The sequence below is a fragment of the Tabrizicola sp. genome, assembly GCF_016792905.1.
Classification (GTDB): Bacteria; Pseudomonadota; Alphaproteobacteria; order Rhodobacterales; family Rhodobacteraceae; genus Tabrizicola.
Genome location: NZ_JAEULP010000043.1, coordinates 1 through 26,307, shown reverse-complemented (window position 1 = coordinate 26,307; position 26,307 = coordinate 1). Strand labels below are relative to the sequence as shown.

General features: G+C 64.1%; 29 protein-coding genes, 1 tRNA gene and 1 pseudogene. 11 read left to right on the top strand and 20 right to left on the bottom strand.

All coding sequences use genetic code 11. From position 1 onward, the window contains the following. Together JNL31_RS09500 and JNL31_RS09495 are read left to right on the top strand one after the other, a co-directional pair. On the top strand, positions 1-957 hold a 957-nt coding region (locus JNL31_RS09500; RefSeq protein WP_294972695.1), incomplete at its 5' end, for an ABC transporter permease. A 10-nt stretch (positions 958-967) separates the two neighbouring features. Further along, positions 968-1,939, top strand: coding sequence for an ABC transporter permease (locus JNL31_RS09495; RefSeq protein ID WP_294972693.1), 972 nt, complete (start codon positions 968-970; stop codon positions 1,937-1,939). A 161-nt stretch (positions 1,940-2,100) separates the two neighbouring features. Here the strand turns inward: JNL31_RS09495 and JNL31_RS09490 are convergent, their stop codons facing one another. The 4 genes from JNL31_RS09490 to JNL31_RS09475 all read right to left on the bottom strand — a co-directional run bounded on the left by JNL31_RS09490 (position 2,101) and on the right by JNL31_RS09475 (position 5,878). Then, positions 2,101-3,039 (bottom strand): AEC family transporter, encoded by a 939-nt coding sequence (locus JNL31_RS09490; RefSeq protein ID WP_294972691.1) that lies wholly within the window; start codon positions 3,037-3,039, stop codon positions 2,101-2,103. Between the two features lie 69 nt (positions 3,040-3,108). Then, positions 3,109-3,912 carry an MBL fold metallo-hydrolase gene (locus JNL31_RS09485; RefSeq protein WP_294972689.1) on the bottom strand — a complete coding sequence of 268 codons (804 nt, stop codon included), beginning with the start codon at positions 3,910-3,912 and terminating at the stop codon, positions 3,109-3,111. Next, a complete protein-coding gene (locus JNL31_RS09480; RefSeq protein ID WP_294972687.1) occupies positions 3,912-4,742 on the bottom strand; it encodes a TatD family hydrolase in 831 nt (276 codons plus the stop codon). The genes JNL31_RS09485 and JNL31_RS09480 overlap by 1 nt, the downstream gene beginning before the upstream one ends. Positions 4,743-4,747: 5 nt before the next feature. Next, positions 4,748-5,878 (bottom strand): DNA polymerase III subunit delta', encoded by a 1,131-nt coding sequence (locus tag JNL31_RS09475; RefSeq protein WP_294972685.1) that lies wholly within the window; start codon positions 5,876-5,878, stop codon positions 4,748-4,750. 118 nt (positions 5,879-5,996) lie between these two features. Between JNL31_RS09475 and JNL31_RS09470 the strand changes: the two genes are divergently transcribed. Beyond that, positions 5,997-6,419, top strand: a complete 423-nt coding sequence (locus tag JNL31_RS09470; RefSeq protein WP_294972684.1) for a VOC family protein — start codon at positions 5,997-5,999, stop codon at positions 6,417-6,419. A 27-nt stretch (positions 6,420-6,446) separates the two neighbouring features. Here the strand turns inward: JNL31_RS09470 and JNL31_RS09465 are convergent, their stop codons facing one another. After that, entirely contained in the window at positions 6,447-6,857 is a 411-nt protein-coding gene (locus JNL31_RS09465) for a hypothetical protein (protein WP_294972682.1), read from the bottom strand. A gap of 99 nt (positions 6,858-6,956) precedes the next feature. Between JNL31_RS09465 and JNL31_RS09460 the strand changes: the two genes are divergently transcribed. Further along, a complete protein-coding gene (locus tag JNL31_RS09460; protein WP_294972680.1) occupies positions 6,957-7,868 on the top strand; it encodes a LysR family transcriptional regulator in 912 nt (303 codons plus the stop codon). Here JNL31_RS09460 and tmk read toward each other — a convergent pair. The 4 genes and pseudogenes from tmk to JNL31_RS09440 all read right to left on the bottom strand — a co-directional run. Next, the gene (gene tmk, locus JNL31_RS09455) at positions 7,853-8,482 is read right to left on the bottom strand and encodes a dTMP kinase (RefSeq protein WP_294972679.1); all 630 of its coding nucleotides are present in this window, start codon (positions 8,480-8,482) and stop codon (positions 7,853-7,855) included. The two genes, JNL31_RS09460 and tmk, sit on opposite strands and share 16 nt — an antisense overlap. After that, positions 8,483-9,646: a D-alanyl-D-alanine carboxypeptidase family protein gene (locus JNL31_RS09450; RefSeq protein WP_294972677.1), complete on the bottom strand. Its 1,164-nt coding sequence runs from the start codon at positions 9,644-9,646 to the stop codon at positions 8,483-8,485. 17 nt (positions 9,647-9,663) lie between these two features. After that, a complete protein-coding gene (locus tag JNL31_RS09445; protein ID WP_294972697.1) occupies positions 9,664-9,999 on the bottom strand; it encodes an SPOR domain-containing protein in 336 nt (111 codons plus the stop codon). 459 nt (positions 10,000-10,458) lie between these two features. Beyond that, positions 10,459-10,881, bottom strand: a pseudogene (locus JNL31_RS09440) (SPOR domain-containing protein); the annotation flags it as partial. Positions 10,882-11,168: 287 nt separating this feature from the next. Between JNL31_RS09440 and JNL31_RS09435 the strand changes: the two are divergent. Together JNL31_RS09435 and JNL31_RS09430 are read left to right on the top strand one after the other, a co-directional pair. Next, positions 11,169-11,258, top strand: a tRNA-Ser gene (locus tag JNL31_RS09435). A 1,141-nt stretch (positions 11,259-12,399) separates the two neighbouring features. Next, positions 12,400-12,672 carry a hypothetical protein gene (locus JNL31_RS09430; RefSeq protein WP_294972675.1) on the top strand — a complete coding sequence of 91 codons (273 nt, stop codon included), beginning with the start codon at positions 12,400-12,402 and terminating at the stop codon, positions 12,670-12,672. A 323-nt stretch (positions 12,673-12,995) separates the two neighbouring features. On the opposite strand, the gene JNL31_RS09425 is transcribed toward JNL31_RS09430, so the two are convergent. The 3 genes from JNL31_RS09425 to JNL31_RS09415 form a co-directional block, all read right to left on the bottom strand. Then, positions 12,996-13,238, bottom strand: a complete 243-nt coding sequence (locus JNL31_RS09425; protein ID WP_294972674.1) for a hypothetical protein — start codon at positions 13,236-13,238, stop codon at positions 12,996-12,998. Further along, a complete protein-coding gene (locus JNL31_RS09420; RefSeq protein WP_294972672.1) occupies positions 13,239-13,853 on the bottom strand; it encodes a hypothetical protein in 615 nt (204 codons plus the stop codon). 170 nt (positions 13,854-14,023) lie between these two features. Then, positions 14,024-14,659 (bottom strand): hypothetical protein, encoded by a 636-nt coding sequence (locus tag JNL31_RS09415; RefSeq protein ID WP_294972671.1) that lies wholly within the window; start codon positions 14,657-14,659, stop codon positions 14,024-14,026. A 98-nt stretch (positions 14,660-14,757) separates the two neighbouring features. On the opposite strand from JNL31_RS09415, the gene JNL31_RS09410 reads away from it, so the two are divergent. Together JNL31_RS09410 and JNL31_RS09405 are read left to right on the top strand one after the other, a co-directional pair. Continuing rightward, entirely contained in the window at positions 14,758-14,991 is a 234-nt protein-coding gene (locus tag JNL31_RS09410; RefSeq protein ID WP_294972669.1) for a transcriptional regulator, read from the top strand. Then, the gene (locus tag JNL31_RS09405) at positions 14,988-15,272 is read left to right on the top strand and encodes a hypothetical protein (protein WP_294972667.1); all 285 of its coding nucleotides are present in this window, start codon (positions 14,988-14,990) and stop codon (positions 15,270-15,272) included. The genes JNL31_RS09410 and JNL31_RS09405 overlap by 4 nt, the downstream gene beginning before the upstream one ends. 768 nt (positions 15,273-16,040) lie before the next feature. On the opposite strand, the gene JNL31_RS09400 is transcribed toward JNL31_RS09405, so the two are convergent. The 8 genes from JNL31_RS09400 to JNL31_RS09365 all read right to left on the bottom strand — a co-directional run bounded on the left by JNL31_RS09400 (position 16,041) and on the right by JNL31_RS09365 (position 22,941). Next, a complete protein-coding gene (locus tag JNL31_RS09400) occupies positions 16,041-16,766 on the bottom strand; it encodes a helix-turn-helix transcriptional regulator (protein ID WP_294972666.1) in 726 nt (241 codons plus the stop codon). 582 nt (positions 16,767-17,348) lie between these two features. After that, positions 17,349-17,723, bottom strand: coding sequence for a hypothetical protein (locus JNL31_RS09395; protein WP_294972664.1), 375 nt, complete (start codon positions 17,721-17,723; stop codon positions 17,349-17,351). 238 nt (positions 17,724-17,961) lie between these two features. After that, positions 17,962-19,149, bottom strand: coding sequence for an AAA family ATPase (locus JNL31_RS09390; RefSeq protein WP_294972662.1), 1,188 nt, complete (start codon positions 19,147-19,149; stop codon positions 17,962-17,964). Then, entirely contained in the window at positions 19,146-20,006 is an 861-nt protein-coding gene (locus JNL31_RS09385; protein ID WP_294972661.1) for a toprim domain-containing protein, read from the bottom strand. The genes JNL31_RS09390 and JNL31_RS09385 overlap by 4 nt, the downstream gene beginning before the upstream one ends. After that, positions 20,003-20,323: a hypothetical protein gene (locus tag JNL31_RS09380; protein ID WP_294972659.1), complete on the bottom strand. Its 321-nt coding sequence runs from the start codon at positions 20,321-20,323 to the stop codon at positions 20,003-20,005. Before JNL31_RS09380 ends, JNL31_RS09385 begins: the two co-directional genes overlap by 4 nt. 105 nt (positions 20,324-20,428) lie before the next feature. Beyond that, the gene (locus tag JNL31_RS09375; protein WP_294972657.1) at positions 20,429-20,641 is read right to left on the bottom strand and encodes an AlpA family transcriptional regulator; all 213 of its coding nucleotides are present in this window, start codon (positions 20,639-20,641) and stop codon (positions 20,429-20,431) included. A gap of 117 nt (positions 20,642-20,758) precedes the next feature. Further along, positions 20,759-21,598 carry a hypothetical protein gene (locus JNL31_RS09370; RefSeq protein ID WP_294972656.1) on the bottom strand — a complete coding sequence of 280 codons (840 nt, stop codon included), beginning with the start codon at positions 21,596-21,598 and terminating at the stop codon, positions 20,759-20,761. A gap of 53 nt (positions 21,599-21,651) precedes the next feature. Beyond that, positions 21,652-22,941: a site-specific integrase gene (locus JNL31_RS09365; RefSeq protein ID WP_294972654.1), complete on the bottom strand. Its 1,290-nt coding sequence runs from the start codon at positions 22,939-22,941 to the stop codon at positions 21,652-21,654. A 536-nt stretch (positions 22,942-23,477) separates the two neighbouring features. Between JNL31_RS09365 and msuE the strand changes: the two genes are divergently transcribed. The 3 genes from msuE to JNL31_RS09350 all read left to right on the top strand — a co-directional run. Next, positions 23,478-24,041, top strand: a complete 564-nt coding sequence (gene msuE / locus JNL31_RS09360) for an FMN reductase (RefSeq protein WP_294972653.1) — start codon at positions 23,478-23,480, stop codon at positions 24,039-24,041. 80 nt (positions 24,042-24,121) lie between these two features. Continuing rightward, on the top strand, positions 24,122-25,474 hold the full coding sequence (locus JNL31_RS09355; RefSeq protein ID WP_294972652.1) for an LLM class flavin-dependent oxidoreductase: 1,353 nt from the start codon (positions 24,122-24,124) through the stop codon (positions 25,472-25,474). Between the two features lie 4 nt (positions 25,475-25,478). After that, positions 25,479-26,307 (top strand): ABC transporter permease (locus tag JNL31_RS09350; RefSeq protein WP_294972651.1); only part of this gene is annotated, 829 nt, incomplete at its 3' end.

Genomic DNA, 26,307 nt, shown 5'->3' with positions numbered 1-26,307 from the left:
CGGATGCAGGTCGAAAAGACCACCGGGATCGCCGGGACGCGGATCAACTACACGGTGCCCGGCACGATCTCCCTGTTCAAGAAGGGCGCGCGCGAAGCCAAGACGCTGGTTGCCCCGTTCAAGGACTCGTTGCTGGCGCTCGACCCCGAATGGGGCAAGCCCGCGCTGTGGCGGGGGATGAGCGCTGCCTCAAGCGCCTATACCATGGAATTCTACAAGGTTGCCGCGGACCGGAAGCTGACCGACGACGGCTGGGCGCGCGGGGGCGACAAGGACCGGATCTACCTGTACCTGTTCTTCAAGACCTTCCTGATTTCCGGCCTGATCACGGTGATCTGCCTGCTGCTGGCCTTCCCGATCTCGCATCTGCTGGCCACGCTGCCGCTGGCGCGGGCGTCACTCTTGATGATCCTGGTGCTCTTGCCGTTCTGGACCTCGCTTCTGGTCAGGACGACGGCCTGGATCGCGCTGTTGCAGGAACAGGGGATCGTCAACGACATGCTGGTCGGGCTTGGCCTGGTCAGTGACGACGGGCGCCTGACGATGATGTACAACATGACCGGCACGATCGTCGCGATGACGCATGTGCTCCTGCCGTTCATGATCCTGCCGCTCTACTCGGTGATGAAGGTCATCCCGCCCAGCTATGCCCGTGCGGCGCGATCCCTCGGCGCGACCAGCTGGACCACCTTCCGCCGGGTCTACCTGCCGCAGACCCTGCCGGGAATCGCCGCCGGATCGCTCCTCGTCTTCATCCTGGCCGTGGGCTACTACATCACCCCCGCACTCGTTGGCGGCGCGGACGGGCAGCTGATTTCCAACCTGATCAGCTTCCACATGTCGAAGTCGAACTGGTCGCTGGCCGCTGCCATTGCCGGGATGCTCCTGGTGTCGATCCTGCTTCTGTACTGGCTCTACGACCGTCTGATCGGCATCGACCGGCTGAAGCTGGGTTAAGGAGAACATCATGGCCCTTCCCACCTATGCCGACCCTCTGGAGCGCATCTGGCACTACACCTACCTGGTGATCTGCTGCCTGGTGTTCCTGTTCCTGATCGCGCCGATCCTGATCGTGATCCCGCTGTCGTTCAACGCCGAGCCCTATTTCACCTTCACTCCGAAGATGCTCGCCTTCGATCCGGCGGGCTGGTCGATGCGCTGGTATGACACGCTGTTGACCCTGGGCCATCCCGCACCCGAGACGCCGCGCGACGGCACCTGGTGGGCGGCGGTCTGGGAGCGGGCGACCTGGGTGCAGGCGGCGAAGAACTCGTTCTGGATCGGGCTTTGGGCCACCATCCTGGCGACGACGCTCGGTACCATCGCGGCGCTTGGCCTGTCACGGCCCGAGATGCCCTATCGCCGGGTGATCATGGCGCTTCTGATTTCTCCAATGATCGTGCCGATCATCATCATCGCGGTCGGAATGAGCTTTTTCTTCGCCAAGGCCTGCGTGGCCCCTGACAGCGCGATGGGGGCGATCTTCGGCGTCTTCCTGTCCGAGAAGGGCTGCCTTGCGAACTCGCACCTTGGCGTGATCGTGGCCCACGCGGTTCTGGGGATTCCCTTCGTGATCATCACCGTGACGGCGACGCTGACCGGCTTCGACCAGTCGCTGATCCGGGCGGCGCATTCGCTCGGGGCGAACCCGCGCACCACCTTCTTCAAGGTGATCATGCCCTTGATCCTGCCCGGCATCATCTCGGGCGCGCTATTCGCCTTTGTCACGTCCTTCGACGAGGTGGTGGCGGTCCTTTTCATCGCCGGTCCCGACCAGCAGACCATCCCGCGGCAGATGTTCAACGGCATCCGCGAGGCGATTTCTCCCGCAATCCTGGCGGTGGCGACGATCCTGGTCGTGATCTCGGTCCTGCTTCTGACCAGCGTGGAGTTGCTGCGGCGCCGGTCGGACCGGCTGCGGGGCGTGACGGGGCGCTGACCGGCGGCTCCTCGTTCGCCTTCGGCTTCTCGTCGCGGTTAGCCTGCGACGAGTGACGAAGTCATCGAGGAGCGGCGCGGACAGGTGTTAAGAAACGCCTAATGTCCGCGATCAAGTGGTTGATTCCAAAGGGTCCGATTTTCTGTCCACCGTGGACAGGGTCAAGGCAGCAGGTGCAGCCAGCCCCAGGCAGTCAGGATCGAGGCGGCGGTCGCGACAAGGACGCTGGAGGCATTCACCCGTTTCCCGACCCCGTACATGTGGGCGAACATGTAGGCATTCACCCCCGGCGCCATCGCCGCCGTGACCACCGCCGACCGCAGGGCCGGGGTGTCGAGATGGAAGACCTGCGTCGCCAGCGCCCATGTCACGGCCGGATGCAGGATCAGCGAGGCGAATGTCACCAACAGTACAGGGCCGATGTCGCCCTCGATCCGGTAGCGGACCAGCGTCCCGCCAAGGCCGAAGAGCGCGACGGGGATCGCCGCGCCTGCCAGCATGTCGATGCCCGACCAGAAAAAGCCGGGCAGCGGGTTGCCCGCCAGGTTGACCGCGAAACCAAGTAGGATCCCGATCACCAGCGATTGCGAGAGGATCGCCCGCGCGATCTGCCGCAGGAGAGCGGGGCCGGACAACCCATGCCCACGCGTCCGCGCCCATTCCATCAAGGCAATGCCGAACCCGTAGAGCATGGGGGCGTGCAGCGAGATGATCGCGTAGTTGCCCTGCAAGGCCGCGGTCCCGTAGGCGCGCTCGGTGATGGCGAGGCCGAGGAGGAGCGAGTTCGAAAAGAGCCCGGCGAAGCCGATGCTGACCGCGTCGGGCATGGCGCGGCGGAAGACCAGCATCGCCCCGAAGAAGCAGGCGAAGAAGCCCGCGAAGGCCCCGGTGTAGAAGCTGGTCATCAGGCCGGGGTCATAGGCGGCGGAGAGGTCGAGATGGGCGATGGAGCGGAAGAGGAGGCAGGGGACGGCGAAGTTCTGGGCGAACCGCATCAGGCCGTCGACGGCGGGTTCGGAGAGGAGGTTTGCGCGGACGACGGCATAGCCGAAGCCGATCACCAGAAAGACCGGGAGGATGACGTCGAGAAGCGCGCTCATGGTCGGCGTCCGACCGGGGGCTTCACAGCCAGACCCCCCAGGATATTTTCGCCAGTATGAAGCACCGGGTCAGGGCTGGTTGTCATAGGTGATCGTCATGCCGTCGAAAGCGGGGGTGATGTGGCCGGGCAGTTCAGCCCTGAGCGTTGCGTAGTCGAGGTCGACATGCATGTTGGTGATCACGGCGCGGGCCGGTTTCGCGCGGGCGATCCAGCCGAGGGTCATGTCGAGATGCGCATGGGTCGGATGGGGCTTCCTCCGCAGCGCGTCGACGATCCAGCAGTCGAGGCCCGCGAGCACTGGCCAGCTTTCGGCCGGGATGTCCACCGCATCGGGCAGGTAGGCGAGGGGGCCGACGCGGAAGCCGAGCGCATCCATGCTGCCATGGTCGGCGCGGAAGGGGGTCAGGGTGACGGGGCCGCCCGCTCCGTTGACGGTGACCGGGCCGTCGATCGTGTGCAGGTCGAGGATCGGCGGATAGGGCGAGCCTTCGGGCTGGACGAAGGCATAGCCGAACCGCGAGAGGAGCGCCTCTTGCGTGGGACCGTCGGCCCAGACCGGCAGGCGCTGGCGCTGCGCGAAGACCACCTGCCGCAGGTCGTCGATGCCGTGCATGTGGTCGGCGTGGCTGTGGGTGTAGATCACCCCATCCAGTGCGCCGACGCCTGCGTCCAGAAGCTGGTCGCGCATGTCGGGCGAGGTGTCGATCAGGACGCGCGTAACGCCTTCGGCGGTTTCCCGGGTGACGAGAAGCGAGCAGCGGCGGCGGCGGTTCTTCGGGTTCGTCGGGTCGCAATCGCCCCAGACGCCGCCGAGGCGCGGGACGCCGCCCGAGGAGCCGCAGCCGAGCACGGTGAAGGTCAGTTTCGCCATCAGGCGGCCTTTGCCGGTTGGGTAGCGCGAGGGAAGACGCGGTCAAAGTTCGCGGTGGTCCGGGCGGCGAAATCTTCCAGGCTGAGGCCGAACAGGGGCGCCAGAGCGCGGGCGGTGTGGGCGACATAGGAAGGTTCGTTGCGCTTGCCACGGAAGGGGGGCGGCGCGAGGTAGGGGCTGTCGGTTTCCAGAATCAGCCGATCAAGCGGGGCCTTCGCGAAGATGTCGCGCAGGGCCTGGCTTTTCGGGAAGGCGGCGATGCCGGAAATCGAGAGGGTGAAGCCCATCTCCAGCGCGGCCTCGGCCAGGCGGGGACCGGAAGAGAAGCAGTGCATGACGCAGGTGTAGGGCTTCTGCTTCATGCCTTCCGAGAGGATCGCCTCCATGTCCTCGTCCGCGTCGCGGGTGTGGATGATCAGCGGCAGGCCGGTTTCCTGCGCGGCCACGATATGGAGGCGGAGGCTGGTCTGCTGGATCGCCTTCGTCTCCGCCGTGTAGTGGTAGTCGAGCCCGGTCTCGCCGATGCCGACGAAGCGGGGGTGGCGGGCGAAGGCGACGAGCTGATCGACCGTCACCGGGGGTTCCTCGTGGGCGCTCATCGGGTGGATCCCGGCGGCGTAGAAGACTTCCGGATGGGCCTCGGCCATGGCGCGGACCTTCGGCTCATTCTTCAGCCGTGTGCAGATCGTGACCATCCGGTTCACCCCGGCAGCCCTGGCGCGAGTGATGATTTCCGCAGTCTCTTCAACAAGATCAGGGAAGTCGAGGTGACAGTGGCTATCCACGAGATCGGGAAGGCGGGGCAGATCGGGAAGCGTGGGGGATGTCATGCGGGCTACCTCAGGGCGAGGCTCCCCGCCGTCTCGTCGACCTTCAGGAGCATATCCATCAGAAGCGCTGCCGGGTCAAGGTTGACCGCCTTGCCGCGCCGGGCGCGGGCGGAGAGGGTCTGCGCGAGGTCGGCCCAGGCGCGGGCGGCCTGCGGGTGCGGGGCGAGGCGGTGGAGGAGTTGGGCTTCGTTGGGAGCGGCCTCCGGCGGCATCGCACCGGTCGCGCCCAGCCGTGCGAGGCGGGCGAGGATGAGGTCGATCAGCGTGACGAGGAGGTCGAAGGTCTCGGCGGCGCCGCGCGCCCCGGCGAGGTCGGCAAGCCCCAGGGCCTGGGGGCGGTCAAGCCGGGGCAGGGTGGCGAAGAGGCGGGTCAGGGCACCGTAGAGTTTCAGCCCGTCGAGGTTGGTGAGCCGAAAAGCCTCGCCCACCGAGCCGCCGGACAGTTCGGCCAGCGCGGTGCGGTCTTCGGGGGCGATGTCGCCTCCGGCTTGCGTGAGGGCGTCGGCAAGCTCCTGCGGGGCGAGCGGGGTGAGGCGCAGCTCGCGGCAGCGGGAGCGGATGGTGGGCAAAAGCCGTGCGGGCTGGTGGGCGATCAGGAAAAGTGTAACGTTTGCAGGAGGTTCTTCGAGAAGCTTCAGAAGCGCGTTGGCGGCGGCGGGGTTCATTTCGTCGACCGCGTCGATGATCGCGGTGCGGCGTCCGCCGTCGGCGGCGGAGAGCGCGAAAAAGCTTTTCATCTTTCGCACCTCGTCGACCGAGATCACCTGCGACAGGGCGGTTTCCTTGTCCTTCGGCCCACGGCGGAGGAGGAAGTGGCGCGGCTCGGCCAGTTGAAGAAGGCGGCGGGCGACGGGGGTTGCCGGGTCGATGTCGAGCGTCGAAGGCGGCGGGGCGGCGAACATGCCGCCGTCATCTTCGGGCGTGGCGAGGAGGAAGCGGGCGAGACGCCAGGCGAGGGTCGCCTTGCCGACGCCCTTCGGGCCGGTCAGCATCCAGGCGTGGTGCAGACGGCCCGAATTGAAGGTGGCCAGGAACTCGGCCTGGGCTTCGGCATGACCGAACAGGACCGGCGTCTCGCGCGGGTGGGGGGCGCCTTCCAGGCGGTCGGGCTCGGGCAGGGGATCGGTCGCGGCCATGGGCGCGAGATTGCACGGCGAAGGGGGCGGGGGGAAGGGGGTGCGGACAATGGCCAGCGGGTGGATCGCGGGGCCAGGCGGGGGTATGATGGTCCGCAGCACTGGGAAAGGGGGAGGCATGAAACCGAGGGTGTCGCTGATCACGCTGGGCGTTGCCGATCTTCAACGCTCGCTGGCCTTCTATCGCGACGGGCTGGGCCTGCCGACCGAGGGGATCATCGGGCAGGAATACGAGCATGGCGCGGTGGTGTTCTTCCGGCTGGCCGGAGGGCTGATGCTGGCGCTTTGGGCGCAGGAGGACATTGCCTTCGACACCGGGCTTGCCAAGGCGCCGGTCAGTTCCACGGGCTTTATCCTGGCGCACAATGTCTTGCGGCGCGAGGAGGTGGATGCGGTGATGGCGGCGGCGGAAACGGCCGGGGCCGGAATCGTCAAGCGGCCGCAGGACACGTTCTATGGCGGATATGCCGGGTACTTCCGCGATCCGGACGGGCATCTGTGGGAAGTGGCCTGGAATCCGGCGATGCTGCCCGAGGAGTGACGGCTTTCGTCTCGCTGGAAGACGGGATCAGCCGTTGCGGATGCGCGCGATGAGGAACAGGCACATGTAAAACTCGACCGCGGCGAGGGCGGTGAGGGTGAAGGTGTTCGTATCCGGCCCGCTGTTCAGGACCAGACCGACGACGACATCGCCCAGCTCGATGAAGATGCGGGTCAGGAGCATCAACGCCAAGAGGGCCGCGCTGTCGAGGAGGAGCGCGACCAGGATGCCGAGAACCGAGCCCAGGATGCGGACGCCGGTGGACCAGAGGCCGAACTTCTCGGCGAAGGTTTCGACTGTCACGCCGGGAAAGAAGGCGCCGGGCGTTGCCATGTAGACATAGGCGAAGAAGCAGCCGGCGAGGACCAGGAGCCAGCCGAAGAGTTTCGAACGGGTCGGGATCGGGGCCGAAAAACCGGGAGGGAGCGGGCTGGGCATCGGTCTATCCTTGAATGGGGCGCGGTCGTTCCGCCGGGGTGCCACTTGCAGTCAAATGCAACAAATGAAATAATTTTGGTGAATATATGCGCCAGATGAATGCGACCTGACCTCAATCTGCTGGTGATCCTCGATGCGCTTTGCCGCCTGGGCTCGGTGTCGCAGGCGGCAGAGGCAGTGTCGCTTAGCCAGCCCGCGATCAGCCATGCGCTGAACCGGCTGCGCGCGGCGACGGGCGACCCGCTGTTTACCCGTGCCGGGCGTGGCCTGGTGCCGACGCCCCGCGCGCTGGCGCTGGCAAGGGAGGTGGCCGCGATCGTGGCTGCAGGACAGGCGTGCCTGCGCCCGGAAACCTTCGATCCGGCGCGCGACGCGCCACGGTTCCGGCTGGGGATCAGCGACTATGCGGGGCTTACCCTGCTGCCGGGCATCGTGGCGGCGGTGGCGGCTGAGGCGCCGCTGGCCGTGGTCGAGGCGCTGCCGGTTGGCCCCGGCGTCCTGCGCCAGTTGGAGGAGGGGGTGCTGGACCTGTCCTTCTGGGGCACCGCGCCGCCGCCAGCGCCGTATCTCTATCGGCGGCTATTCGACGAAAGCTTCGTGCTGGTCCTCCGGCGCGGCCATCCGGCGATCGGTCCTGATGAAAAGCCCCCGCCGCCGGACGTCTTCCCTGGCCTGTCGCACGCGGTCGTTTCGCTGGGCGATCCCGGGCAAAGCCCGGTGGATCAGGCGCTTGCCCGCGCGGGGATGAGCCGGAAGGTCGTGCTGTCGTCGCCCAGCTTTGCTGCGAACCTTGCGGCGGTGGCCGGCAGTGATCTGGTAGCGACCATCCCCGCACGGCTGGTGCGCAGGCTACCCGCAGGCCTCGTCGCGCTGCCGCTGCCCGTTTCCGTGCCGGATTTCGCCTACGGGATGATCTGGCACCCCCGCAGCGATGCCTCGGCGGCGCTCCGCTGGCTGCGCGGCCTGATCGAGCGCGTGACGGCCGCGAGCGGAGATCAGGCCCTCCCTTGACCGAGGGCGGCCGAAACGACCTGCCACACCCGCGCGGCCACAGTGTCGGGGTCGCCATCCGCATCCACCACGCGGAAGCGGGGATGCTGCGCGGCCAAAGCCAGAAACCCGGCGCGGGCCTTCTGCTGGAACGCGAGGCCCATGTCCTCGAACCGCAATTCCTTGCCCGCGCGGGCGGTGGCACGGGACAGGCCGGTGGCCGGGTCGAGGTCGAAGAGAAGGGTCAGGTCGGGCTCCACCCCGATCATCAGCTCATGCAGCCGGTCGACGATCTGGCTCAGATCGCCGCGGGTGATGCCCTGGAAGATGCGGGTGGAATCGGCGAAGCGGTCGGAGATGACGACCTCGCCCCGGGCCAGCGCCGGACGGATGGTCTTTTCCAGGTGGTCGCGGCGGGCGGCGGTGAAGAGCAGGATCTCGGTCTCCGCCGACCAGCGGTCGGTGGCGCCTTCCAGGACGAGACGGCGGATTTCCTCGGCGCCGGGACTGCCGCCGGGCTCGCGGGTCAGGGTGACGGTTTGGCCCAGTGCCCGCAGGCTTTCAGCCAGGCGCTTCCCTTGCGTGGATTTGCCCGACCCGTCGATGCCCTCAAGGCTGATGAAAAGGCCGGGCATTCAGCTGGCCGGGGCCCCGAGATACTGGTCGTAGAGCACCTTGCCTGCCGTCGTCACCCTTTTGAGAAATCCCGCCTTGCCGACATCGGCCTCGGCCACCAGCGGCACGCGACGGTCGGGAAGGTCGGGGGCGTGGACGATCAGTTCGGCCACGGCGCTGCCCTTGATGACCGGGGCGATCAGCGGGCCGTTGTAGACCACCTCGGCGGTCAGGTTGTCCTGCACGAGGGCCGGGACCAGAAGCTTCACATCCTCGGCCGGGACGAGGCCGACGGTATCGGCGTCGCCGAGATGCACCTCTGCTTCGGCAACGCGGATGCCGCTTTTCGCGACGGTCTTTTCCGAGAACTGCCGGAAGGCCCAGCCGACGATGCGCTCGGCCTCTTCGGCGCGGGCCTTGTCCGAGGGCAGGCCGGTGATGGCGAAGATGATCCGGCGGTCGCCCTGCTTGGCCGAGCCGACAAGGCCGTAGCCCGCCTCGGACGTGTGGCCGGTCTTCAGGCCATCGGCGCCGATGCCAAGATCCAGCAGCGGGTTGCGGTTGAAGCGGTTGTCGGGCGAGCGGTCCTTGTAGCTGTACTCGGTCATCCCGAAGATCGGGTAGTATTCCGGGAATTCCTCGATCAGGCGCTTGCCGAGGATGCCAAGGTCGCGCATCGACATCCGGTGGCCTTCGGCGGGCCAGCCCGAGGCGTTGACGAAGGTGGAGTTCGTCAGCCCGATGGCGGGCCCGCGCTGGGTCATCTGCTGGGCAAAGGCCTCTTCGGTGCCCGCCAGCCCTTCTGCCACCACCACGCAGGCGTCGTTCCCCGAGTTGATGATCATGCCATGGATCAGCTCTTCCACCGTGGGGCGGTCGTCGTGCTGCAGCATCATGGTCGAACCGCCGTCGCGGGTCATCTGCACGGCCCTGTCCGAGACGGCAAAGGTCGTGTCCATGGTGACGCGACCATCCTTCAGCGCCTCGAACAGCATGTTGATGGTCATGAGCTTGGACATCGAGGCCGGGGGAACCGGCTGGTCCGCATTCTTGTCCATCAGGACGGTGCCGGTCGTCATGTCGTAGACCCAGGCGGCGGTGGCGGCCGTCTCGAAGGCGCGGGCGGGCAGGGCCGCCAGCACGAAGGCGAGGAGGGTCAGGACCAGACGGAGACGGTTGGACATGAAGGGCCTTTGCGGGGTTATTTCAGGAAGTAGGCGTCGGCGAACCCGGCGTCCTTGATCTTCTGCAGCATGGCATCATCGCCGGTCACGACCACGCCCCAGACCGCCTTGCCGGCCTTTTCCGACTTCTGCGGCGTGGCGGTCACGCCGATCTTGGCCAGGGCTTCGGCCGCGCGCTTGGCGTTGTCTTCCTTCGAGAACGAGGCAACCTGAATCGGGCGGCTGGGGCCGCCGGCAACGACGGGGGCGGCAGGATCGGCAGGGACGGCAGCGGCAGCGGCAGGCGCTTCGACCGCGGGAGTGGCCTTCGATTTCGACGCTTTCTTCGAGGCCTTGTCCGCAGCCTTCGCCACGTCGGGGTTACGGGCGTCGAGCGGTGCGGATTCGATCGGGGCGACAGCTGCCGCCGCCGCGTCAGGCGTTGTCGTCGGCGCTTCGCCTTCGGCCGCGACGGCGGTTCCGGCTGCGGCCGCTGCTGCAGCGGCCTTGGCCTCGGCAGCGGCCTTCTTCTTCGCTTCGCGCGCGGCCTTCGCTTCGGCCCGGCGTTCCTTCCAGGTCTTTTTCTTCGGCGCTCCGTCGACGACGGCGGCACCGCCCTCGACGGCCGTCGCGGCAACGGCTGCGGTTCCGGCCGTGGTCGCGGCGGCGGGATCGGAGTCCTTGGTCTTCGGATCGGTCTTGGTCTTGTCGGCATCGACTGCCGCCAGGGCCGCCGCAGCGACCGCGGCGGCGTCGCCGTCCTTTGCCGGCGCGGCGGCGGGATCGGCCGGTGCCGTGGCGGCTGCCGTCGCGACGGGGGCCGTCTCCTCGACCTTGCGCAGCGCCGTGACCTTGATCTCGGTCGGCTGGCCCGCCAGGATGCCAAGCGCCTCGGCGGCGTCCGAGGAAAGCTGCAACTTCGGACCGGGATTGTCACGTTCCCGCTTGAAGAGTGCGCCCGTCACGGATTTCCCGGTGGCCGGATTGAACATCACCACCCGTTCGGGGTTTGTAACATCGGGCGAGGCGACCCAGATGCCGCCCAGCGACGGGCGTCCGTCCCAGAGCGCGCTGTCGTTCGCCTGGAAGACCTCGGGCGCCTCGACATCCTGTGCGCCGGATTTCTTCTTCGCCGGGGCCGCAGCGAGGCCCGCACTGTCACCCGTGCTTCCCTTGCCGCCGCTCTCGACGCAGCCCATCAGAAGGCCCGTCGTCGCCATGCCGAAAACGATTGCCCGGAGTCCCGCTCTTGCCATCTTCCGCCCTCAGAACCGCGCGGTCTGAAGTGCCGCGCTTTAAAAATGATCTTGCCCGTGGTTCGGGCCTCTTCGCCCCGGGCGGACTCCGCCCGTTTCCCCCACCGGGAACGCCTGCTTGTGTGTGAGCATACGCCCTTGCGCAAGCGGTGGGAAGGGCACAGGCGATGACGGCCCCTCACGATCAGCGGAAATCGCCCGCGTTGCGCTGGCGGACGGCCTTTCAGAATCGGGTGGCGGCAGGTATGCGGTCGTCGTCGCCATCGGCAAGAGCCGAAGCGCGTCCCGGAAGTGTGGCCGAGTGGTTTAAGGCTCTGGTCTTGAAAACCAGCGTGGGGGAGACCCCACCGTGGGTTCGAATCCCACCGCTTCCGCCAATATCCGTTGAAATCATTGATTATTTGGTTGATGTGGTAGCCATACCCATCAAAGCGCCCATTATCTCAAAAACGCTTGGGTCACTCGCAAGGGAAAGTCTCAGTAAGCGCTGCCATCATCCCAACGGTGCCCTCGAAGCCCCAAACCTGAGGATTCTTTTCCGCCCAGTTTATGTAGGCTTGGACGGCAGCACCGTGGGACGGTGGGAGTGTAGCGGTTAGCCCAGGAGCCAAGGGAGTTCCGCCCCTCTGAAACTCACAATTGAATGCCATAACCTGCGAAACACCAGCCGCCACGCCGACACAGACGCCGAAATCTGAGCTACCCTTCATTTCGGGCTTACACGCAGAGAGAAGCTCTTGGACCGTGAGCGCATTTGTCTGCACCGGAAGGATGAGCAGAGCCAGGACAACCAATCTCATGTGGGTCCACCGAAGGAATCGCCGTGTGGAAAAAAGCTGCGCACTGTCAGACAATGCGAAGGCCAAAGTCATCCGTCAACACCGCCGGGCCTACGATACCTAGCCGCTTTCGCTGGGCTTCTGTTCCCGCTACGTTCCCCCGTATGCCTTGGCCGAAAACCGTCCCCGACGATCTGCGCCGCAAGCTTGACGCGGTGCTTGGCTATAGGAACCGCCCAGCGCCTCAGGACGTGTGGGGCGCGGTGCTAGAATGGTTGGAAGCGGAAGGGGTAGAGCCGCGCAATAACGAACCTAAGCACTGAGGACACTAAGAACTCGAAAGAAACGCCCGCTTAATGTATGTGTGCTGGAAGTAGAGAGCCTACGGGCAAGGTATGGATTCGAGCGGGGGCCTGATGAAAACGAGTCGAAAGGAAAAGAGGCAGCCTGGGCCAACCGATCTGCCAACATCACTGGTGGTGCAGGTCACTGTGGACGACGACAACGGAAGCGAGCCGGTTTACGCAAACTACGCCGAAATTGTCCGTTCTCAGCACGACCTTGAGATCAGATTCACGCGCGTTCCATCGAAACTGTCATCGGACCAGCTAGAGATTGCTCGAGCCGGAGAGCCGGTGCCCGTCTACCCCTTGTGCAAGGTCATTCTTCCCCTTGCAGTTGCAAAGGGTCTTTCTGACGCCATTTTACTGCAGTTGGCCGCAACTATGGAGGTGCCCAAATGACCGGGAGTGACGTGAAAGGCTCGGGAGCCGTTTCCATCCTGATTCCAGCCCCCTCATCGGTCACGGTGACGGTTCCCAAAGCCATGGCGAGGGGAAGCGGCGAGAAGAAAGTTGAGGATGCCGTCTATCAGTTCATTCGCGCAAAGCGAATCCTTGGACAGACGCGCATTAACACGGCAACGATTGCCGATGCGTTGGATATTCCGCATCGGGCCGTGGAGAAAGCCGTTCGCGGCATGTCGTCGCGGGGTGTGCGCCGCCTTGGCTGAGTTTGCAAAGGTTCCTGTGAGACTGGTTGACGGGGTGAAGTGGGGCTATCTGGACGCCCTTGCTCTTGCTCATGTTTTCGTGGCCGAAGTCTGCCAAAGGGATGAAAACTATAGCTTTGCTGGTGGGCACAGAGTGCGACGCTTTAGGGTAAGAAAGAATGTCCATTGGCTTATCCCCGATGGTGTTGATCTCGACATATCGGCGGTGAGTTCAGCGCCACCGCGGAAGCAGACTGGCGGGCGGCGATAGCTCGGAGTGAGGCCCAAGTAGAAAGCCCCGCCTGAGGGGCGGGGGTTTCCATCATACGGAAAGGGCTATGGGTCTAACTTTGACCCGGCGTCACGTCGCGCGCATTTGCCTCTGCCCGCATAGCTCCATACGACTCATACATCGCCGCCTTCTCCGTTTCGGGCAGCCCCCGCGTGGCCCATTCCATATGTTCCTCCCACGTCGCGTGGTTGGCGTAGCCAAGGAAGCGGATGGAAACGCCTTGAGGAGGCTCGGACACCGGAACGATCCGAACTTTGGCGCTGGACGGCGGCTTTCTGGTGTTCATGGCGACCATCTACGCCGCTTGCTTCACGATGGAGGCAGCCAGCAAATCGGCCCATGCGGTGCCCCTGTCGTTGAACACCCGCGACAGCCCATCCACTTCCGCCCATGCGGTCATGGCTTGGGCCTTGATGACGGTTCCCGTGATGGTCTTGTCGGCCGCCAGCATGATCTGATCGACTGCTGACTTGAGTGCGGCCTCTGCCCTCGCAAGTCTGGCTTTCGCCGCCTCGATGCCAGATGCCGCCGTGATCCGGTCCACCTCTGCCCAGAATGCGCGGGCAGGTTCGATAGCCGCGCGTTCACTTTCGGCCCATTTCCGATGGAAGTGAAGGTCCCGCCGTCCCCCCTTGGCCTCGATCCGCGCAACCGCTTCCTCATGCCGCTTTGCAGCCGCGTCGAAGTAATCCGGTGTCCCGATCTGTGGCATCCTCTTGACGCCTCTGTTGCCCCACGGAAGTTCAATCCCCCAACCGTCCAGCGTCCGATGGTCTTTGCAGCCAGCGCCATAGCGGATGATTTGCTCACCCGGCACCGGCCACTGCGGCGACCATTCAGCCACGATTGCCCGCACGTTGTCGCGGGCGGCAACATACTCGGCCAGCACGGCGGGCAGCGCGTCGGCCATCGCAAGCAACTCCGGGCTTTCCTGCGGGGCGGCTGCCGCTTCGGCAATGGTAGCCGCCGTAGCGCTTGCGGCCAGCCCGATCAGAAGGTTGCGGCGGGACAGAGCGGCTGCAATACGGTCAATCATGGTGTCAGTTCCTTTCGCTGCTTTCAGAGATACTGGCGGGCCGATCAGCTCGCCGCGTTGAAGGTATGCGTTGCACCGTCCACCTTGATCGAAAGGATGGTGGCGAGGTTCACAGAGCGGGGGGCCTTGGCGTCGGCATCCCAGACAGGCTGCAAGTGCGAGTGGCGCTGGGCGCGAGTTTCTGCAGCCTTCCGGCTCGCCTCGCTGGCGGCCTCGCCCTTGACGTGGAATTTCAGGGCGGCGGGTTGAACCCGCATCACGCGGCGGGTGCCATCGGCCCTTATGAAACTGACCACATAGAAACGGCCCTGAGCGGCGGCAATCAGCGCGCGCTTGGCGGCGAAGTCCTCTGCGGCGGCGTCGGCCTCTCGGGCCTCTGCCTCTGCCAACGCGCGGCGGGCATCCGAAAGGCGCTGGATGCCATCGAAGCCCAACCGATCGGTGTTTTCCATGTTCTCGACTTCGGCCCGGATGCTTGCGGCAGAGCGGCCTGCGAAGTGGGCAGCGCGCTCAGCAACAGCGGCGGCGAGACGGGCGGCAGAGCGGGCGGCGTCCTTCACGTCCCACCAGACCGACTTGAGAGCGCGCGACAGGCGCTGGCCCCAGGTCTCACGATTGCCAGCGAAGCGGCGGGCGATGGTCCAGGCGGCTTGCATGATCTGGGCGCGGTCAAAGGTCATTGCGGTTGCTCCGTTGTGCTGATAGCATATATTTAGGGCCATCAGCATATGCTGTCAACCCATTTTATATGCTAGCAGCACAATAATTGAGGCATCGCATGACTGCAGATCAGTTCAGAATGGCGAAAGCGGCGCTGGGCATAGCCAATCCAGACCTTGCGGAAGCCACCGGCTTGCACCGGAATACCCTCAACAAACTCGACAAGGGCGAGGGGAAAGCGTCTACCGTGCAGCTTGTGCGGCTAACCCTAGAGGCGCGTGGAATCCAGTTTCTCGAAAGCGGCGAGGTCGCAGCGGGGCCAGGTGTCGCCATGCGGGGGCGTGTGGCATGAATTGGGCTGAGTGTTCTCACCATCAGGAATGGACCGGCATCAAGGGTCGCTTTGACTGGCCCGCCGAAGGTCTAAGCGGCTTCAACTGCGAACCGGGGACCACGATTTCAGACCTTGGAGGCGCGGTTGCGTGGATTTGGACGCTGCCGGGGGACTGGTTTTTGAGGTTGCCCGAGGTGAACAAGTTCTTTGAGCTTGATCCGCTCCACACGGGCGGCTGGGCATCCGGGCTGCTCCCGTTTGCCGTTCTGATGTTGGTGATTATTCTCGTGGATAGGTAGGGGAAAGGACGTGGAACTTCAGAGGAAGAAAACGCGCTGGGCACGGGGCTTCTTTCGGGCGTGGATCGTCCTTTCGTCAGCTTGGGCAGCCCTGATAACTGCCTTCGTCTGGGCGGATTTCCCCAACGAGAAGCAATCGAGGTTCATGGTCCAAGGCGAAACCCAATGGTTCACCATCAGCGAGGTCTACGCCAAAGCAGAGCAATGGGTCGAAGCGGGGGACACGGGATCGGCAGACAAGCTTCGCTTGATTGGGGACGGAAAGCGGACAGACCTAGAGGCCGCAAGGAGCCGCTCACTTAAGAACTGGATTCAAGTTTCGGCCCTCCCCCCCTTTGTCCTGTTGCTGATTGGACTGGGCGTCGCATGGGTTCTAAGGGGCTTTCGGTCCGAAACTCCCGGCGGGGCGTAGCCAAGAACCTCGCTTTTACCCTGTCCTGTTTCCGCCTGTAACATCAGGCGCAGATCGGCTCTGATCCGCCGCTGTTCTCAGGCTTTGCGGGTCCCTGTTAGCAGGGCATAACAAGCGGCCCGCGTCCACTGTTCGGGCCCTGTTTTCAGCGCAGCGCTGGGCACATTTCCGGTGGTTCGTGCGGCGTTCTTGAAGGGGCGTCCAGCCGACCCCCACAAAACCTTCTCGGCCTAAGACCCAAGAGGGGCGGACCGACCTTGGGGTAATATTAGGGTGGTCGGGCTGATCTCTGATCCTGATCTGTTATCAGTCTCGCGCCTGGTATCCCCCGGTAAAAGTCGGACCGTTATCCCCCGTCAGGTAACCGCCTCACCGATACCGACCGTATTTTCGGCCTCTACTTTATCCGACCGCCACCGCGCCCAGCGCGCCTTCTGAGCCTCGGCAATGCGGGCCTTCCCCTCAAGTGTCCTGGGGCCGGTCGATCTGCCACCATGGTGCTTGCAGCGCCTTCTGCCCGGCTCACTCATATTGCGGCAGGGCGTTCCTTTCCGGGTTGTCTTGGCATCGCAGCGCACTCGCCGCCGTGCCGCGCGCTCCGCTTCCCTTTCCTGCAACCGGATAAGCTCGCGAGCCAGAATGGCCTGAAACTCCCTCTCCAGGGGTGACGGATTAAACCCATCCCGCGCGCGCGCGTTTGACCCGAAATAATCCGACAAGCCCGCCGCCTGAAACAGCCCCGGCCTTTCCTGCATGGAGGAAAGCGGGCTAAGACCCATCCCCGCGCGCGTGCGTATTGCTGCACTTCCCCGCAAGTCGGCTCCGACAGTTGAACCCATCTCGCGTGCGCGCGTATTGGTTGCCCAGTCCCTCAGGAGGGCGGCAATCGCCGGTTCGGCCTCTGCCATCTTCCGAACCGCCCAGCCCCTCGGGTCGATGGTCGGCTTGCATTCCCAATAGCTGACTGCATCGCGCCCGATCTGGGCTTTCTGGGCCAGTCGCGTTTGCGACAGACCTGCGGCCTTGCGGACGGCTGCAAGCTCTGCCCCGGTCGGGCCGGGTCTGCGGCGATAGCGTTTCATCCCTTAGCCTTCCGTCGTCTGCGCTGGGCCTTCTTCCGACAGCTTTCCCGGCAAAAGACGGCATCCGCCCTTCGGCTGAAAGGGACACGCTCCCCGCATTCCCGGCACGTCCATTCCCCAAACCGGGCATTGTGTAAAATGCGGCGGGCGCGCGCGTTCCTATGCGCAGGATTACCCAGCGCCCAGCGTTCAACGATGACGCTTCTGGGCCAGTCCGGGCCTTCGGAAATTCCCCTTGGGTCTGGTGCGGGCATCGGTGCGCCTATCCTCTAAATGAGCCTATTTTAGAGGCCACAGACGGGTTAGCCGAATGATTGGCCGTCCCCGCCTGAAGCTGCCTAGTCTCTGGTCACGGGCCAGGAAGAAGGCCCCCAATGCATCGGGAATGAGACCGGCGGCGGGCTTTCTGAGTTTCAATTGGGTCAGCCATGGTCGGTTACCTTTTGTAATCTAAGGGGGGAAGCGCGGCCAACAGGGCGCGGGCGAGGGTCAGAGCGGCGGAAGGCGAAAGCTGACAGGCCGCAATTTCCTTTCCGTCAAGCCAAACATGCAGAACCGGGCCGGGGCGGATGGTTGTCAGCATCATGCAACACCACCTTTCGCCACGAAGGGCGAAGGAAAGCCGGGCGAGGCGCAAACCTCTGCCAACCGGGCCAGGGCCAAGCTACGGGCGACCTCATGCGCCACTGGGCGGTCATCCGACTGGGCGGTGTGTAGCGCGTAGCTCCCGCGCCCTTGCACGTCCAACCCGACTGCAAGCCAAGTGACTCCGCCGGGCAAATGATCGGCCTTGCGCTCGGGGAAGCCCAGCGCCTCGCCTTCCGACACCGGGATTGCAACGGGCTTGCCCCCGGCCTCGATCATCCGACGAAAAGCACGGGTCAGGGCTGCCACCGCTTGCGGGTGGGTTATTGGCTTGATCCCGTCCTTGAGGAAATCGAAGCAACAGGCAGCCATGAGTGCAGCATTGGCATGGGCTTTGCTTTTCAGGGCGCGACGCTGGGCACGGGTCAGATGCAAGAAACACCGCCCTTCCGCAGACAGCCAAATCTGTCCAAGTGGGGGAAGGTGGGAACATTACCCTCTCTCCCCCCCACCCCCCCACACCCCAAAAGAAGGTGGGGGTGGGGGAGGTTTTCAGGGGATATGCTCAGGTGGGGGTAAGGTTGGGGAAGGTGGGGGAAGGTGGGAAAACTCATTGGGCTTCCTCCGCAGGATTGTTTGACCCCGGAAAGATGAAATCCGCCTCTTTCCTCTTGGGTCCGTGGGCCAATCGTTCGACCCGAAGCACGCCCGTTTCGATCCATTTCCGAAGCATCGCGACCACGCGCGCCTTGTCTGCCCTCTTGTTCAGATCAAGGCTCAGAACCTCGGCAACGATGTGCCCAGCCCAATCTTTTGCTTGGACGTTCTCTCGGGTTGGTTCGTCCCGCTCAGCGCGCTCTGAAATAAGCGCGCGGACGCGACAGGCATCGTTTACCGTGACCCCGGTAAATGCCTCCGGCCAGGTCCATTTGCGGATGGTGGGGTATGCCGCGCCATTGCCAATCTCGACCCCGGTTTTCTCAAACCACTGGTTTCGGTCCGATGACGGCGGGGCAAGGTTGCTTTCTGCCTCGGCAATGCGAAAGTAGTGGCGGAAGTCGTCTACCCCGGCCTGCGCGCCTTCGGCTTCGGTCATCGGTGCCAAGAGTCGGTTGAACCGCGCAACCCCGCGAAGGGCCGAACCGCCACGCCCATCGTCGAGGCTGATTTGCACTCCTGCACTTGGCTTCCGAGTATGGTGCACCATCCCGATAGCAACCCCGGTCTCATTGGCGAGGCGTCGAATGCGAGCGCCCAGCGCCCGGAAGGCCTCGTTCGTTTCCGGGCTTTGCGAGAGGTCTTGCAACGGGTCGAAGACGGCCAAGGTAATGCCCTCTGTCCGGAAAAAGTCCGCGAGGAAGGCAAATGCCGGTTCCTGAATTTCGTTCTTCTCGCCCTTGATCAGGACAAGGCTTCGGTCGTCGGACACTCCGGACACTGGAAAGAAGCGACCGACGATTTCGGATTGAGGAATGCCATGCTCTTGCAGGACTGCCATCGTTCGGGCGTTCATCACTGCTTGGTCGTCTTCTGCGTTGTAGTAGAGGACCCTTTGGGGTTCGGTCTCGCGCCCGGTGAGAAACCCTCTGCCGGTTGCCGCGTCGATACCTTCAGCCATACCGAGTAGGCTCTTGCCCGTCTTTGGGGCGGCAAAAGTGACAGTAAGGTATCCTGCTGCATAGATCCCGCCATAGACAAACCGAATGCGCGGAATGCTCGCCGGGTCGAGGACCTGCCATCCGGGGAATGCATCCGGGGCACTCTCCGGCTTGTATTTGAACTGGCCAGACGGGTTCATGCCGCCCCCTTGCCTTGCACGATGTCATTCCAGTCAAGGCCATCGGGGGCGGGCCAAAGGAACACGTCCCAGCCAAGGCAATAGGCACGGTCGCCCAACGCCTTCGCCGCCTCCAATCCCGGTCCGTCTCCATCAGCGGCCACAATCAGCCGTCTCGGAGTCGGCGGAAGCGCAAGGGCGCGGATTCCGGAGGTGGAGAGCGCTGCCCAGACCTCCGCAGGCTCGCTCAGAAGGCCGCTGAGAAGGCTTAGGCCGGTCTCTATGCCCTCGCACACCACAAGTGGCCCTTCGGCCTCTGAGAGGGCTACCGCGCCGCCTGAGCAAGGTCCCTGCATCATCTTCGCATTGCTGATCAGCCGCACACCCGACTTGTCAAAGAATGTCCGGTGGACCCCGCCCGTCGAGACTTGGGCGACCATCGCGGAATGCCATCGGGCGCTTGGCCCGTGGTAGGCGTCAGCAACCCATCGCAGGGACTGGGGCAACTGACATGCAATGCCCCTGCCTCTCAGATAGGCCTCGCCCTTCGTCCCCTCGATAGGCTTTCCTGCCTCCCAGAGCTTCGCGGCGCGTGCGCGTTGCTCTGCTTCGTAAGCTAAACGCCGGGCGTCGGCTTCCCTTGCGGCCTGAAAATCGATTGCCCCCGTCGCAGCGGGCAGGCCAGCCGCTTCGGTGACGGCCCGGAAGTCGCACCCCGACTTATGGCAGAACGTGAGAAGTCGACCCCCTTCCTCTCGGATCGAAAGCGCCCTCTGGTCGCGCCGCCTTTCGATTTGGCAAACCGGGCAAGGGGCGTTGCCGTGATTGCCCCGCCACTCGCCGGAAAGGGAATAGGTCAGGTCGCGGGCTTCGCTCATGCCGCCACCGCCTGGGCGACCTTGCGCTCAATAATCGACTTAAGGAAATAGCGCCCGTGGTGTCCCGGAAAGTCGCCGCCGTGGGGCTCATCCTCGCGGACAATGTTCAAGCCGTGTTCGTGGCGCAGATCGAAGATGTAGGCATGTAGCCTCGGCCCATTCATTTCGATTGCGGTAATCCCGCGCGGGCCTGCCAGCATGAGCATTTCTAGCGCCCAGCGGTCGCGGCCCATCAATACGATTTCCCGCGTTTCTTTTTCGGAGTCTTGGACCGTGTAGACCGCTCGGCCCCAGCGCTTCTGTTTCTCTTGGGTCATGCTCTCTGCCTCATTGCGGGCAGGGCGGTATGGGGCTATATTCTGGGCATCCTGATTGCCGTAAACGAATAGAGCCGCCGCCCCTGCCCCGGGTGGCGGTTTCGTTTAGGCGGCTTGCATCTGGGCGGCTTCCCAGGCTTGAACGTCTGTCCAGCGCCAGCGCGTCATTTGGGGGGAAAGCTTCACGGGGGCGGGAAAGCCATTGCGGGTGACCCATCCCCAGATCGTGGCACGATTCACCCCAAAATGGGCGGCAAGTGCGGTGTCGCTGGCATAGGCCGGGCGGTTGTCAGTTGCGGAATCAATGTGCTTCGGCATGGATTTGCGTCCTCATGGGGGTTTCCACGAGAAGCAACTTGCCGACTAGTTGGTTGGAGCGAAAGTAACCAGAACTACCAGAAACCAATCTGAGCATTCTGGATTTCTGGACACTCTTTAATCCTCACGGAGCGCATCAAAAGCCCTGCGCAAAGTCGACAAATGCACAGTCTTTCCAATGTGCTTCGAGATTTCTCTCGCAGTTTCTTTGTAACTGACTATCGGCTCTCGGATTGGTCCATACAGTTCCAGTATCGCTGCAGCGATTTCCTCCCGTTCCTTGGGCTTTCTTCCCAGAGCGCCCCTGAATGGCTGCTCCCCTTCACCTCGGTCTGCCGAGCCGGAAACCGTGGCGTCTTGCAAAGATTGTTTACCGGAGTTCCCTAGGAAGGCGTTCAAGTAATCAACGGTCTCTGTCGCCCAACTGTCCAGAGTGGACGCCTTTAGACAGACCGCGCGGCCACTGAGTTTTCGGGCAAGTCTGAAGGAGTTTTTCCAGATAAAATAACGCATTAGGTAGTGATTAGGCACTTTAGTAAAACCGAAATTCCAAAATAGCTTGGACAGAATGAGGCTCTGCCAATATCTCCATGGGAAGGCGACCGGGCGTATCAGTCCGCTGTCAAAGTCCAGCAGCAAGAACTGGTCGAAATAGCCATGGTCGCGAAGCGAAAGCCACTTCGGTGGCGGTGGTCCAATCGTCGTGATTGGATTATAGTATCCATCATGGTCACTCGACCAATCTTTGACTTCAAGTAGCGGGCGCAGCCTAACTTGCACAAGACTTCCGTCGGGCGTGCTTACTGCCCATCCGTCGCGCGTCAGCCATTCCTCTAGGAGCCAAATAGCTGTTGCTCGCACCATATCCAAAGCGCCGTTTGGAAGGAGAGATGGCGCGGCATCATCGATTTCTTCCTCATCTAGATATTGAACACGGATTAGGTCTCTACAGATCATCAGTGCGCTTGTTCGCACCTGCTCAAGCGTAACATAGCCCTCAGGGCACCACATCAGCCTAGCCTCACCACGTTGCCGCCCAGCGCCCGGCCAGACATGAAGTCGGCCCAATCGGCCATCATCCGCCGCCGTTTCTCGATCATGTCGCCGCGCCGATATGCCGCTTCCACCACATTGTTGATCCGGTGGGCCAAGGCTACCTCTGCCATATCGCCGGGGTATTGCGTCCGCTCTGCCGCCCAGTCGCGGAAGGTGCTGCGCAGCCCATGGGGGACGGCTGGGCGCTTGCTTACGCGGTCCAAATAGCCCGTCCCGCCCCTTTCGACCGCCGCCGTGTGAAGCCGCCGCATAAGCATGGAAAGGGTCATGTCGGAAAGCGGCCCGCCCTTGACGCCGGGGAACACGAGCGATGTGCCGTCCAGCCGGGGAAGGGCCTTCAACAGGTCCACCGCTTCCACAGTCAGCGGCACGCGATGCTCACGCTGCATTTTCATGCGGCTGGCCGGAACAATCCATAGAGCCTTTGCCAGGTCGATTTCGTCCCATGTCGCGCCTCGCACCTCGCCTGATCGGGCGGCAGTCAGGGTCAGAAACTCCAAAGCCCTCGCCGGGAAACCTTCACGCTTCCGCAGATCGGCAATCCAGGCGGGGGCATCGTCCATTTGCAAGGCGGGGTGGTTGCCCTCTTTCGCCACCTTGCTTGCGGCGGGGAGCAGTTCCTTTAAGTTACCGGCCCAGCGCGCCGGGTTGTCCCCTGCCCTATGCCCTGCAACCGTGGCCCAGCTTAGAACCGCCTCGATTCGCCCGCGAAGCCGCACGGCGGTTTCCGTCTTGGTCGCCCAGATAGGTTGAAGGCAACGCAGAACGGCGGCGGTATCAATCTCTCCGACAGGTAGCGCGCCAAGCTCCGGCATTGCGTAGCGGTCCAAGGTGCTGCGCCACTGAGCGCGGTGCTTCTCATTTCGGAAGGCGTCCAGCTTGGCCGCAAGCGCCTTGTCCACCGCATCGCTAAAGAGCATTCCCTTGCGACGGGCCATGATTAGGCGGGCCTTGGCTGCCTTCCGTTCCTCGACCGGATCAACGCCCCGCTCTACCTTGTCGCGAGCTTCCCTTGCCTTTTCACGGGCTTGCGCCAGCGTGACAGAAGGATAACCGCCCAAGCCAATGTCGCGGCGGCGGCCACCAACCTGCATGCGCAGAATCCAGGTCCTGCCCCCTTTAGGGGTGAGTTGCAGGTAAAGACCGGCCACGCCCCCAACCGGCACCATGACGTTGCTTTTTTCGCCGGGATGGGCGAGGCGCTTAACATCCAGCGGGCCAAGTTCGGCGGCGACCTTCGGCATCGTGGGTTTCCCCCAAAGCTACCCATCAAAGATGATGCAACACGATACCACGCCTTGCGCCGGGATAAAACAGTCACTGTCGCCAAATCCCATAGATTACTGAATATTCTGCGGGTCCACCGTTACGGGGCGCAACGGGATTTGACGCGGATATGGCGGCCACCGCTTCCGCCACGACCATCTGATTCTGTTGAGAAGATTTGCCTGGCCTATCGATTTCCCCACCGATGCCCCGCGGGCGTGGGCGCGGCCGGATCGGCCAGGATCATCAGGAACGCGGAGCAGGCGGCCCGCGCGGAACGCAGGCTCATGACAGCGAAATGTATGGTCTGCCCGGACGCATTTGGGCCGCTGATCCTTGTGCCCTGCGGCGGTGCGCCCGCAGATGACCGCATGTCGCGGGGGAAAACATCCTCTCCAGACCTCTGCGGACGCATAGGATTCTTCCGTTTCCGCCGCTCTCAATGGAATGGCCAGCAAGCCGAATCCGCCGCAAGCTAAATCACGATTAAACGAATCGAGATGAGGTTTCTGCCATGACCCGTACCATCATCGGACTGTCCGGAAACCTGGACCGGCCATCGAAGACAAGGGCGCTGATCAGGACTGTCGTGGCCACGGCGGCGAGCCAGTTCGAGGCGACGGGCGAGATCTATGACCTGGCCGACTTCGGTCGCTCGCTTGGCTCGGCGCGGAGGGCGGGGGACCTGGACGTCTCGGCCCGGGTGGCGCTTGAGGCGATCCTGACTGCCGATGCCCTGGTGGTGGGCAGCCCGGTCTACAAGGGCAGCTATACCGGGCTCTTCAAGCACCTGATCGACCTGGTCGATCCGCTGGCGCTTTCGGGCAAGCCGGTCCTTCTGACCGCGACGGGCGGGGGCGACCGGCATGCCCTGGTGATCGAGCACCAGTTGCGCCCGCTCTTCGGCTTCTTCGAGGCGCAGACATTACCCACGGGTCTTTACGCTGCCGACCGGGATTTCACCGACGGCCAGCCATCCTCCCCCGCGCTGATGGACAGGATGAGCCGGGCCGTGGGTCAGCTTGCCCCGTTCTTCTCGCGCCGCTCCCTGCCGGACGTCTTCCTGCTGGGCGCCTGACCCCCTCTCACACCCCTTCGCCCCGACGCTGCCCCATTGGTCAGCGACCGGCGCCCCCTTGCCTGATGAAAGGACATCCCATGACCCGCAGAATTCGCCTTGGCGCCTTCCTTCCCGGCGGTGGCCAGCACATCGCCGCCTGGCGCCACCCCGACAGTCCGGCGGATGGTGCGACGAGTTTCGACTTTCACGTCAAGCTCGCGCAGGAGGCAGAGCGCGGCCTTTTCGACGCCTATTTCCTGGCCGATGGCCTGGCCATAGCCTTCGGCGGCGGAATCGAGGGCGGCAATGCCAAGGTCGCGGGGTTCGAGCCGGTCACGCTGTTCTCGGCCCTCGCACCCTTGACCAGGAACCTCGGCTTCATCGCCACCGCCTCGACCACCTATGAGGAACCCTACAACACCGCCCGCAAGTTCGCCTCGCTGGATCTGATCAGCGACGGGCGGGCGGGCTGGAACGTGGTGACCACCGCTACTGAGTCTGCCGCGCACAACTTCAACCTCGACCAGCAGCATCCGCATGCCTTCCGCTATCGGCGCGCGGCGGAGCATGTCGATGTGGTCAAGCAGCTGTGGGACAGTTTCGAGGACGACGCCTTCCTGCGTGACAAGCAGTCGGGCCAATTCTTCGACCCTGCAAAGGTGCATTACACCAACCACAGGGGCGAGCATTTCAAGGTCAAGGGCCCGCTGAACGTCAGTCGCAGCGCACAGGGCCATCCGGTCATCGTGCAGGCCGGGCAGTCGGATGATGGTCGGGGCCTCGCCGCCGCGACAGCCGAGGTGATCTTCACCGCCCACCAGAAGCTGGACACGGCGCAGGAATTCTACCGCGACATCAAGGCCCGCGCGCGAGGTCTTGGCCGCAACCCGGACCACATCCTGATCATGCCCGGGGTTTCGCCCTTCGTGGGCCGGACCGAAGGCGAAGCGCGCGAGAAGTATGACCGCCTGACGAGCCTGATCGTGGAGGAGGACGGCATTGCGCTGATCAAGGGCCTGACCGGCGGCACGCTGGACCTGACCGGCGTGGACCTTGATGGGCCCTTGCCTCCGGTCGGCCCGACCGAGGGCATGAAGTCGCGGCAGGCGCTGATCCGCCAGATCGCGGACGAGAACGGCTTTACCATCCGCCAGCTTTACCAGCATGTCGCCTCGGCGCGCGGCCACTTCACCGTGGTCGGCACGCCCGTCCAGATCGCCGACACGCTGGAAGAGTGGTTCACAAACGAAGGCGCCGACGGGTTCAACATCCTGCCGCCCTGGCTGCCGACCGGCCTGACCGATTTCGTCGATCTCGTGATCCCCGAACTGCAACGCCGGGGCCTGTTCCGCACCGCCTATGAAGGCCGGACCCTGCGCGAGAACCTCGGCCTGCCGTTCCCTGAAACCCGCTGGGCAGCTGCGCGTCGCCCGGCCCACGCGGCGGAGTGATCCCATGACCTTCCAGAGCCTCGACAGCTCCCCTGTCGTCTCTGTCGAAGTCCCCCCCGGCGCGGCGATCCTGCGCCGGGGGGCGGTGGCGGCAGGAAACGCGCTGCGCCGCTATGGGCTTCTTTCGGGGTTCCTGGCCCTGTGGCAGGTCGGCGCGACGCTGGGCTGGATCAACCCGACCGTCTTTCCGCCCCTGGACAGGATCCTTGCCGCGACCTGGGACGGGCTGGCCGGAGGCGCGCTTCTCGACGACATCGCGATCAGCTTGCAACGCTCGGGCATCGCCTTTGCCGCCGCCGTGGGCCTGGGCATCCCGGTTGGCCTCTTCATGGGGCAGATCAGGGCGGTGGAACAGGCACTGGATCCGATCCTGCAATTCTTCCGGCAGACCTCGGCCCTGGCTCTCTACCCGGTCTTCATCCTCCTGCTGGGTCTTGGCGAGGCATCGAAGGTCTTCGTCATCTTCTGGGCGACGCTGTTCCCGATCCTTCTGGCCACCATCGGCGGGGTCAAGGAGGTCGATCGCAAGCTGGTCGAGATGGCCGCCACCTTCGGCGCCTCGCGCGCGACGATCTTTGCCCGCGTCATCCTGCCCGCCAGCGTTCCGTCGATCTTCGTCGGCCTGCGCCTGTCGGCCACCACAGCGCTCCTTCTCCTCATCGCGGCCGAGATGATCGGGGCGAACAAGGGGTTGGGGTTCCAGGTGATGAACGCCCAGTACAACTTCCAGATCCCGCAGATGTTCGCGGCGATCTTCCTCCTCGCCGCGCTTGGCCTGACCGCCAATGCCGCCCTCGTCACGCTCCAGCGCCGTCTCTGCCGCTGGGCGGAGA

What these genes read in the sequence shown, in the direction of transcription:
- JNL31_RS09420 (WP_294972672.1), bottom strand. Translation starts at nt 13,853, where the DNA reads ATGGCCGACGCGCTGCCCGCCGTGCTGGCCGAGTATGTTGCCGCCCGC.
- msuE (WP_294972653.1), top strand. Translation starts at nt 23,478, where the DNA reads ATGACCCGTACCATCATCGGACTGTCCGGAAACCTGGACCGGCCATCG.
- JNL31_RS09385 (WP_294972661.1), bottom strand. Translation starts at nt 20,006, where the DNA reads ATGAGCGAAGCCCGCGACCTGACCTATTCCCTTTCCGGCGAGTGGCGG.
- JNL31_RS09470 (WP_294972684.1), top strand. Translation starts at nt 5,997, where the DNA reads ATGAAACCGAGGGTGTCGCTGATCACGCTGGGCGTTGCCGATCTTCAA.
- JNL31_RS09450 (WP_294972677.1), bottom strand. Translation starts at nt 9,646, where the DNA reads ATGTCCAACCGTCTCCGTCTGGTCCTGACCCTCCTCGCCTTCGTGCTG.
- JNL31_RS09355 (WP_294972652.1), top strand. Translation starts at nt 24,122, where the DNA reads ATGACCCGCAGAATTCGCCTTGGCGCCTTCCTTCCCGGCGGTGGCCAG.
- JNL31_RS09495 (WP_294972693.1), top strand. Translation starts at nt 968, where the DNA reads ATGGCCCTTCCCACCTATGCCGACCCTCTGGAGCGCATCTGGCACTAC.
- JNL31_RS09405 (WP_294972667.1), top strand. Translation starts at nt 14,988, where the DNA reads ATGAATTGGGCTGAGTGTTCTCACCATCAGGAATGGACCGGCATCAAG.
- JNL31_RS09460 (WP_294972680.1), top strand. Translation starts at nt 6,957, where the DNA reads ATGCGACCTGACCTCAATCTGCTGGTGATCCTCGATGCGCTTTGCCGC.
- JNL31_RS09410 (WP_294972669.1), top strand. Translation starts at nt 14,758, where the DNA reads ATGACTGCAGATCAGTTCAGAATGGCGAAAGCGGCGCTGGGCATAGCC.
- JNL31_RS09475 (WP_294972685.1), bottom strand. Translation starts at nt 5,878, where the DNA reads ATGGCCGCGACCGATCCCCTGCCCGAGCCCGACCGCCTGGAAGGCGCC.
- JNL31_RS09380 (WP_294972659.1), bottom strand. Translation starts at nt 20,323, where the DNA reads ATGACCCAAGAGAAACAGAAGCGCTGGGGCCGAGCGGTCTACACGGTC.
- JNL31_RS09465 (WP_294972682.1), bottom strand. Translation starts at nt 6,857, where the DNA reads ATGCCCAGCCCGCTCCCTCCCGGTTTTTCGGCCCCGATCCCGACCCGT.
- tmk (WP_294972679.1), bottom strand. Translation starts at nt 8,482, where the DNA reads ATGCCCGGCCTTTTCATCAGCCTTGAGGGCATCGACGGGTCGGGCAAA.
- JNL31_RS09415 (WP_294972671.1), bottom strand. Translation starts at nt 14,659, where the DNA reads ATGACCTTTGACCGCGCCCAGATCATGCAAGCCGCCTGGACCATCGCC.
- JNL31_RS09375 (WP_294972657.1), bottom strand. Translation starts at nt 20,641, where the DNA reads ATGCCGAAGCACATTGATTCCGCAACTGACAACCGCCCGGCCTATGCC.
- JNL31_RS09400 (WP_294972666.1), bottom strand. Translation starts at nt 16,766, where the DNA reads ATGAAACGCTATCGCCGCAGACCCGGCCCGACCGGGGCAGAGCTTGCA.
- JNL31_RS09425 (WP_294972674.1), bottom strand. Translation starts at nt 13,238, where the DNA reads ATGGTCGCCATGAACACCAGAAAGCCGCCGTCCAGCGCCAAAGTTCGG.
- JNL31_RS09390 (WP_294972662.1), bottom strand. Translation starts at nt 19,149, where the DNA reads ATGAACCCGTCTGGCCAGTTCAAATACAAGCCGGAGAGTGCCCCGGAT.
- JNL31_RS09365 (WP_294972654.1), bottom strand. Translation starts at nt 22,941, where the DNA reads ATGCCGAAGGTCGCCGCCGAACTTGGCCCGCTGGATGTTAAGCGCCTC.
- JNL31_RS09485 (WP_294972689.1), bottom strand. Translation starts at nt 3,912, where the DNA reads ATGGCGAAACTGACCTTCACCGTGCTCGGCTGCGGCTCCTCGGGCGGC.
- JNL31_RS09490 (WP_294972691.1), bottom strand. Translation starts at nt 3,039, where the DNA reads ATGAGCGCGCTTCTCGACGTCATCCTCCCGGTCTTTCTGGTGATCGGC.
- JNL31_RS09430 (WP_294972675.1), top strand. Translation starts at nt 12,400, where the DNA reads ATGACCGGGAGTGACGTGAAAGGCTCGGGAGCCGTTTCCATCCTGATT.
- JNL31_RS09395 (WP_294972664.1), bottom strand. Translation starts at nt 17,723, where the DNA reads ATGGCTGCCTGTTGCTTCGATTTCCTCAAGGACGGGATCAAGCCAATA.
- JNL31_RS09480 (WP_294972687.1), bottom strand. Translation starts at nt 4,742, where the DNA reads ATGACATCCCCCACGCTTCCCGATCTGCCCCGCCTTCCCGATCTCGTG.
- JNL31_RS09370 (WP_294972656.1), bottom strand. Translation starts at nt 21,598, where the DNA reads ATGATCTGTAGAGACCTAATCCGTGTTCAATATCTAGATGAGGAAGAA.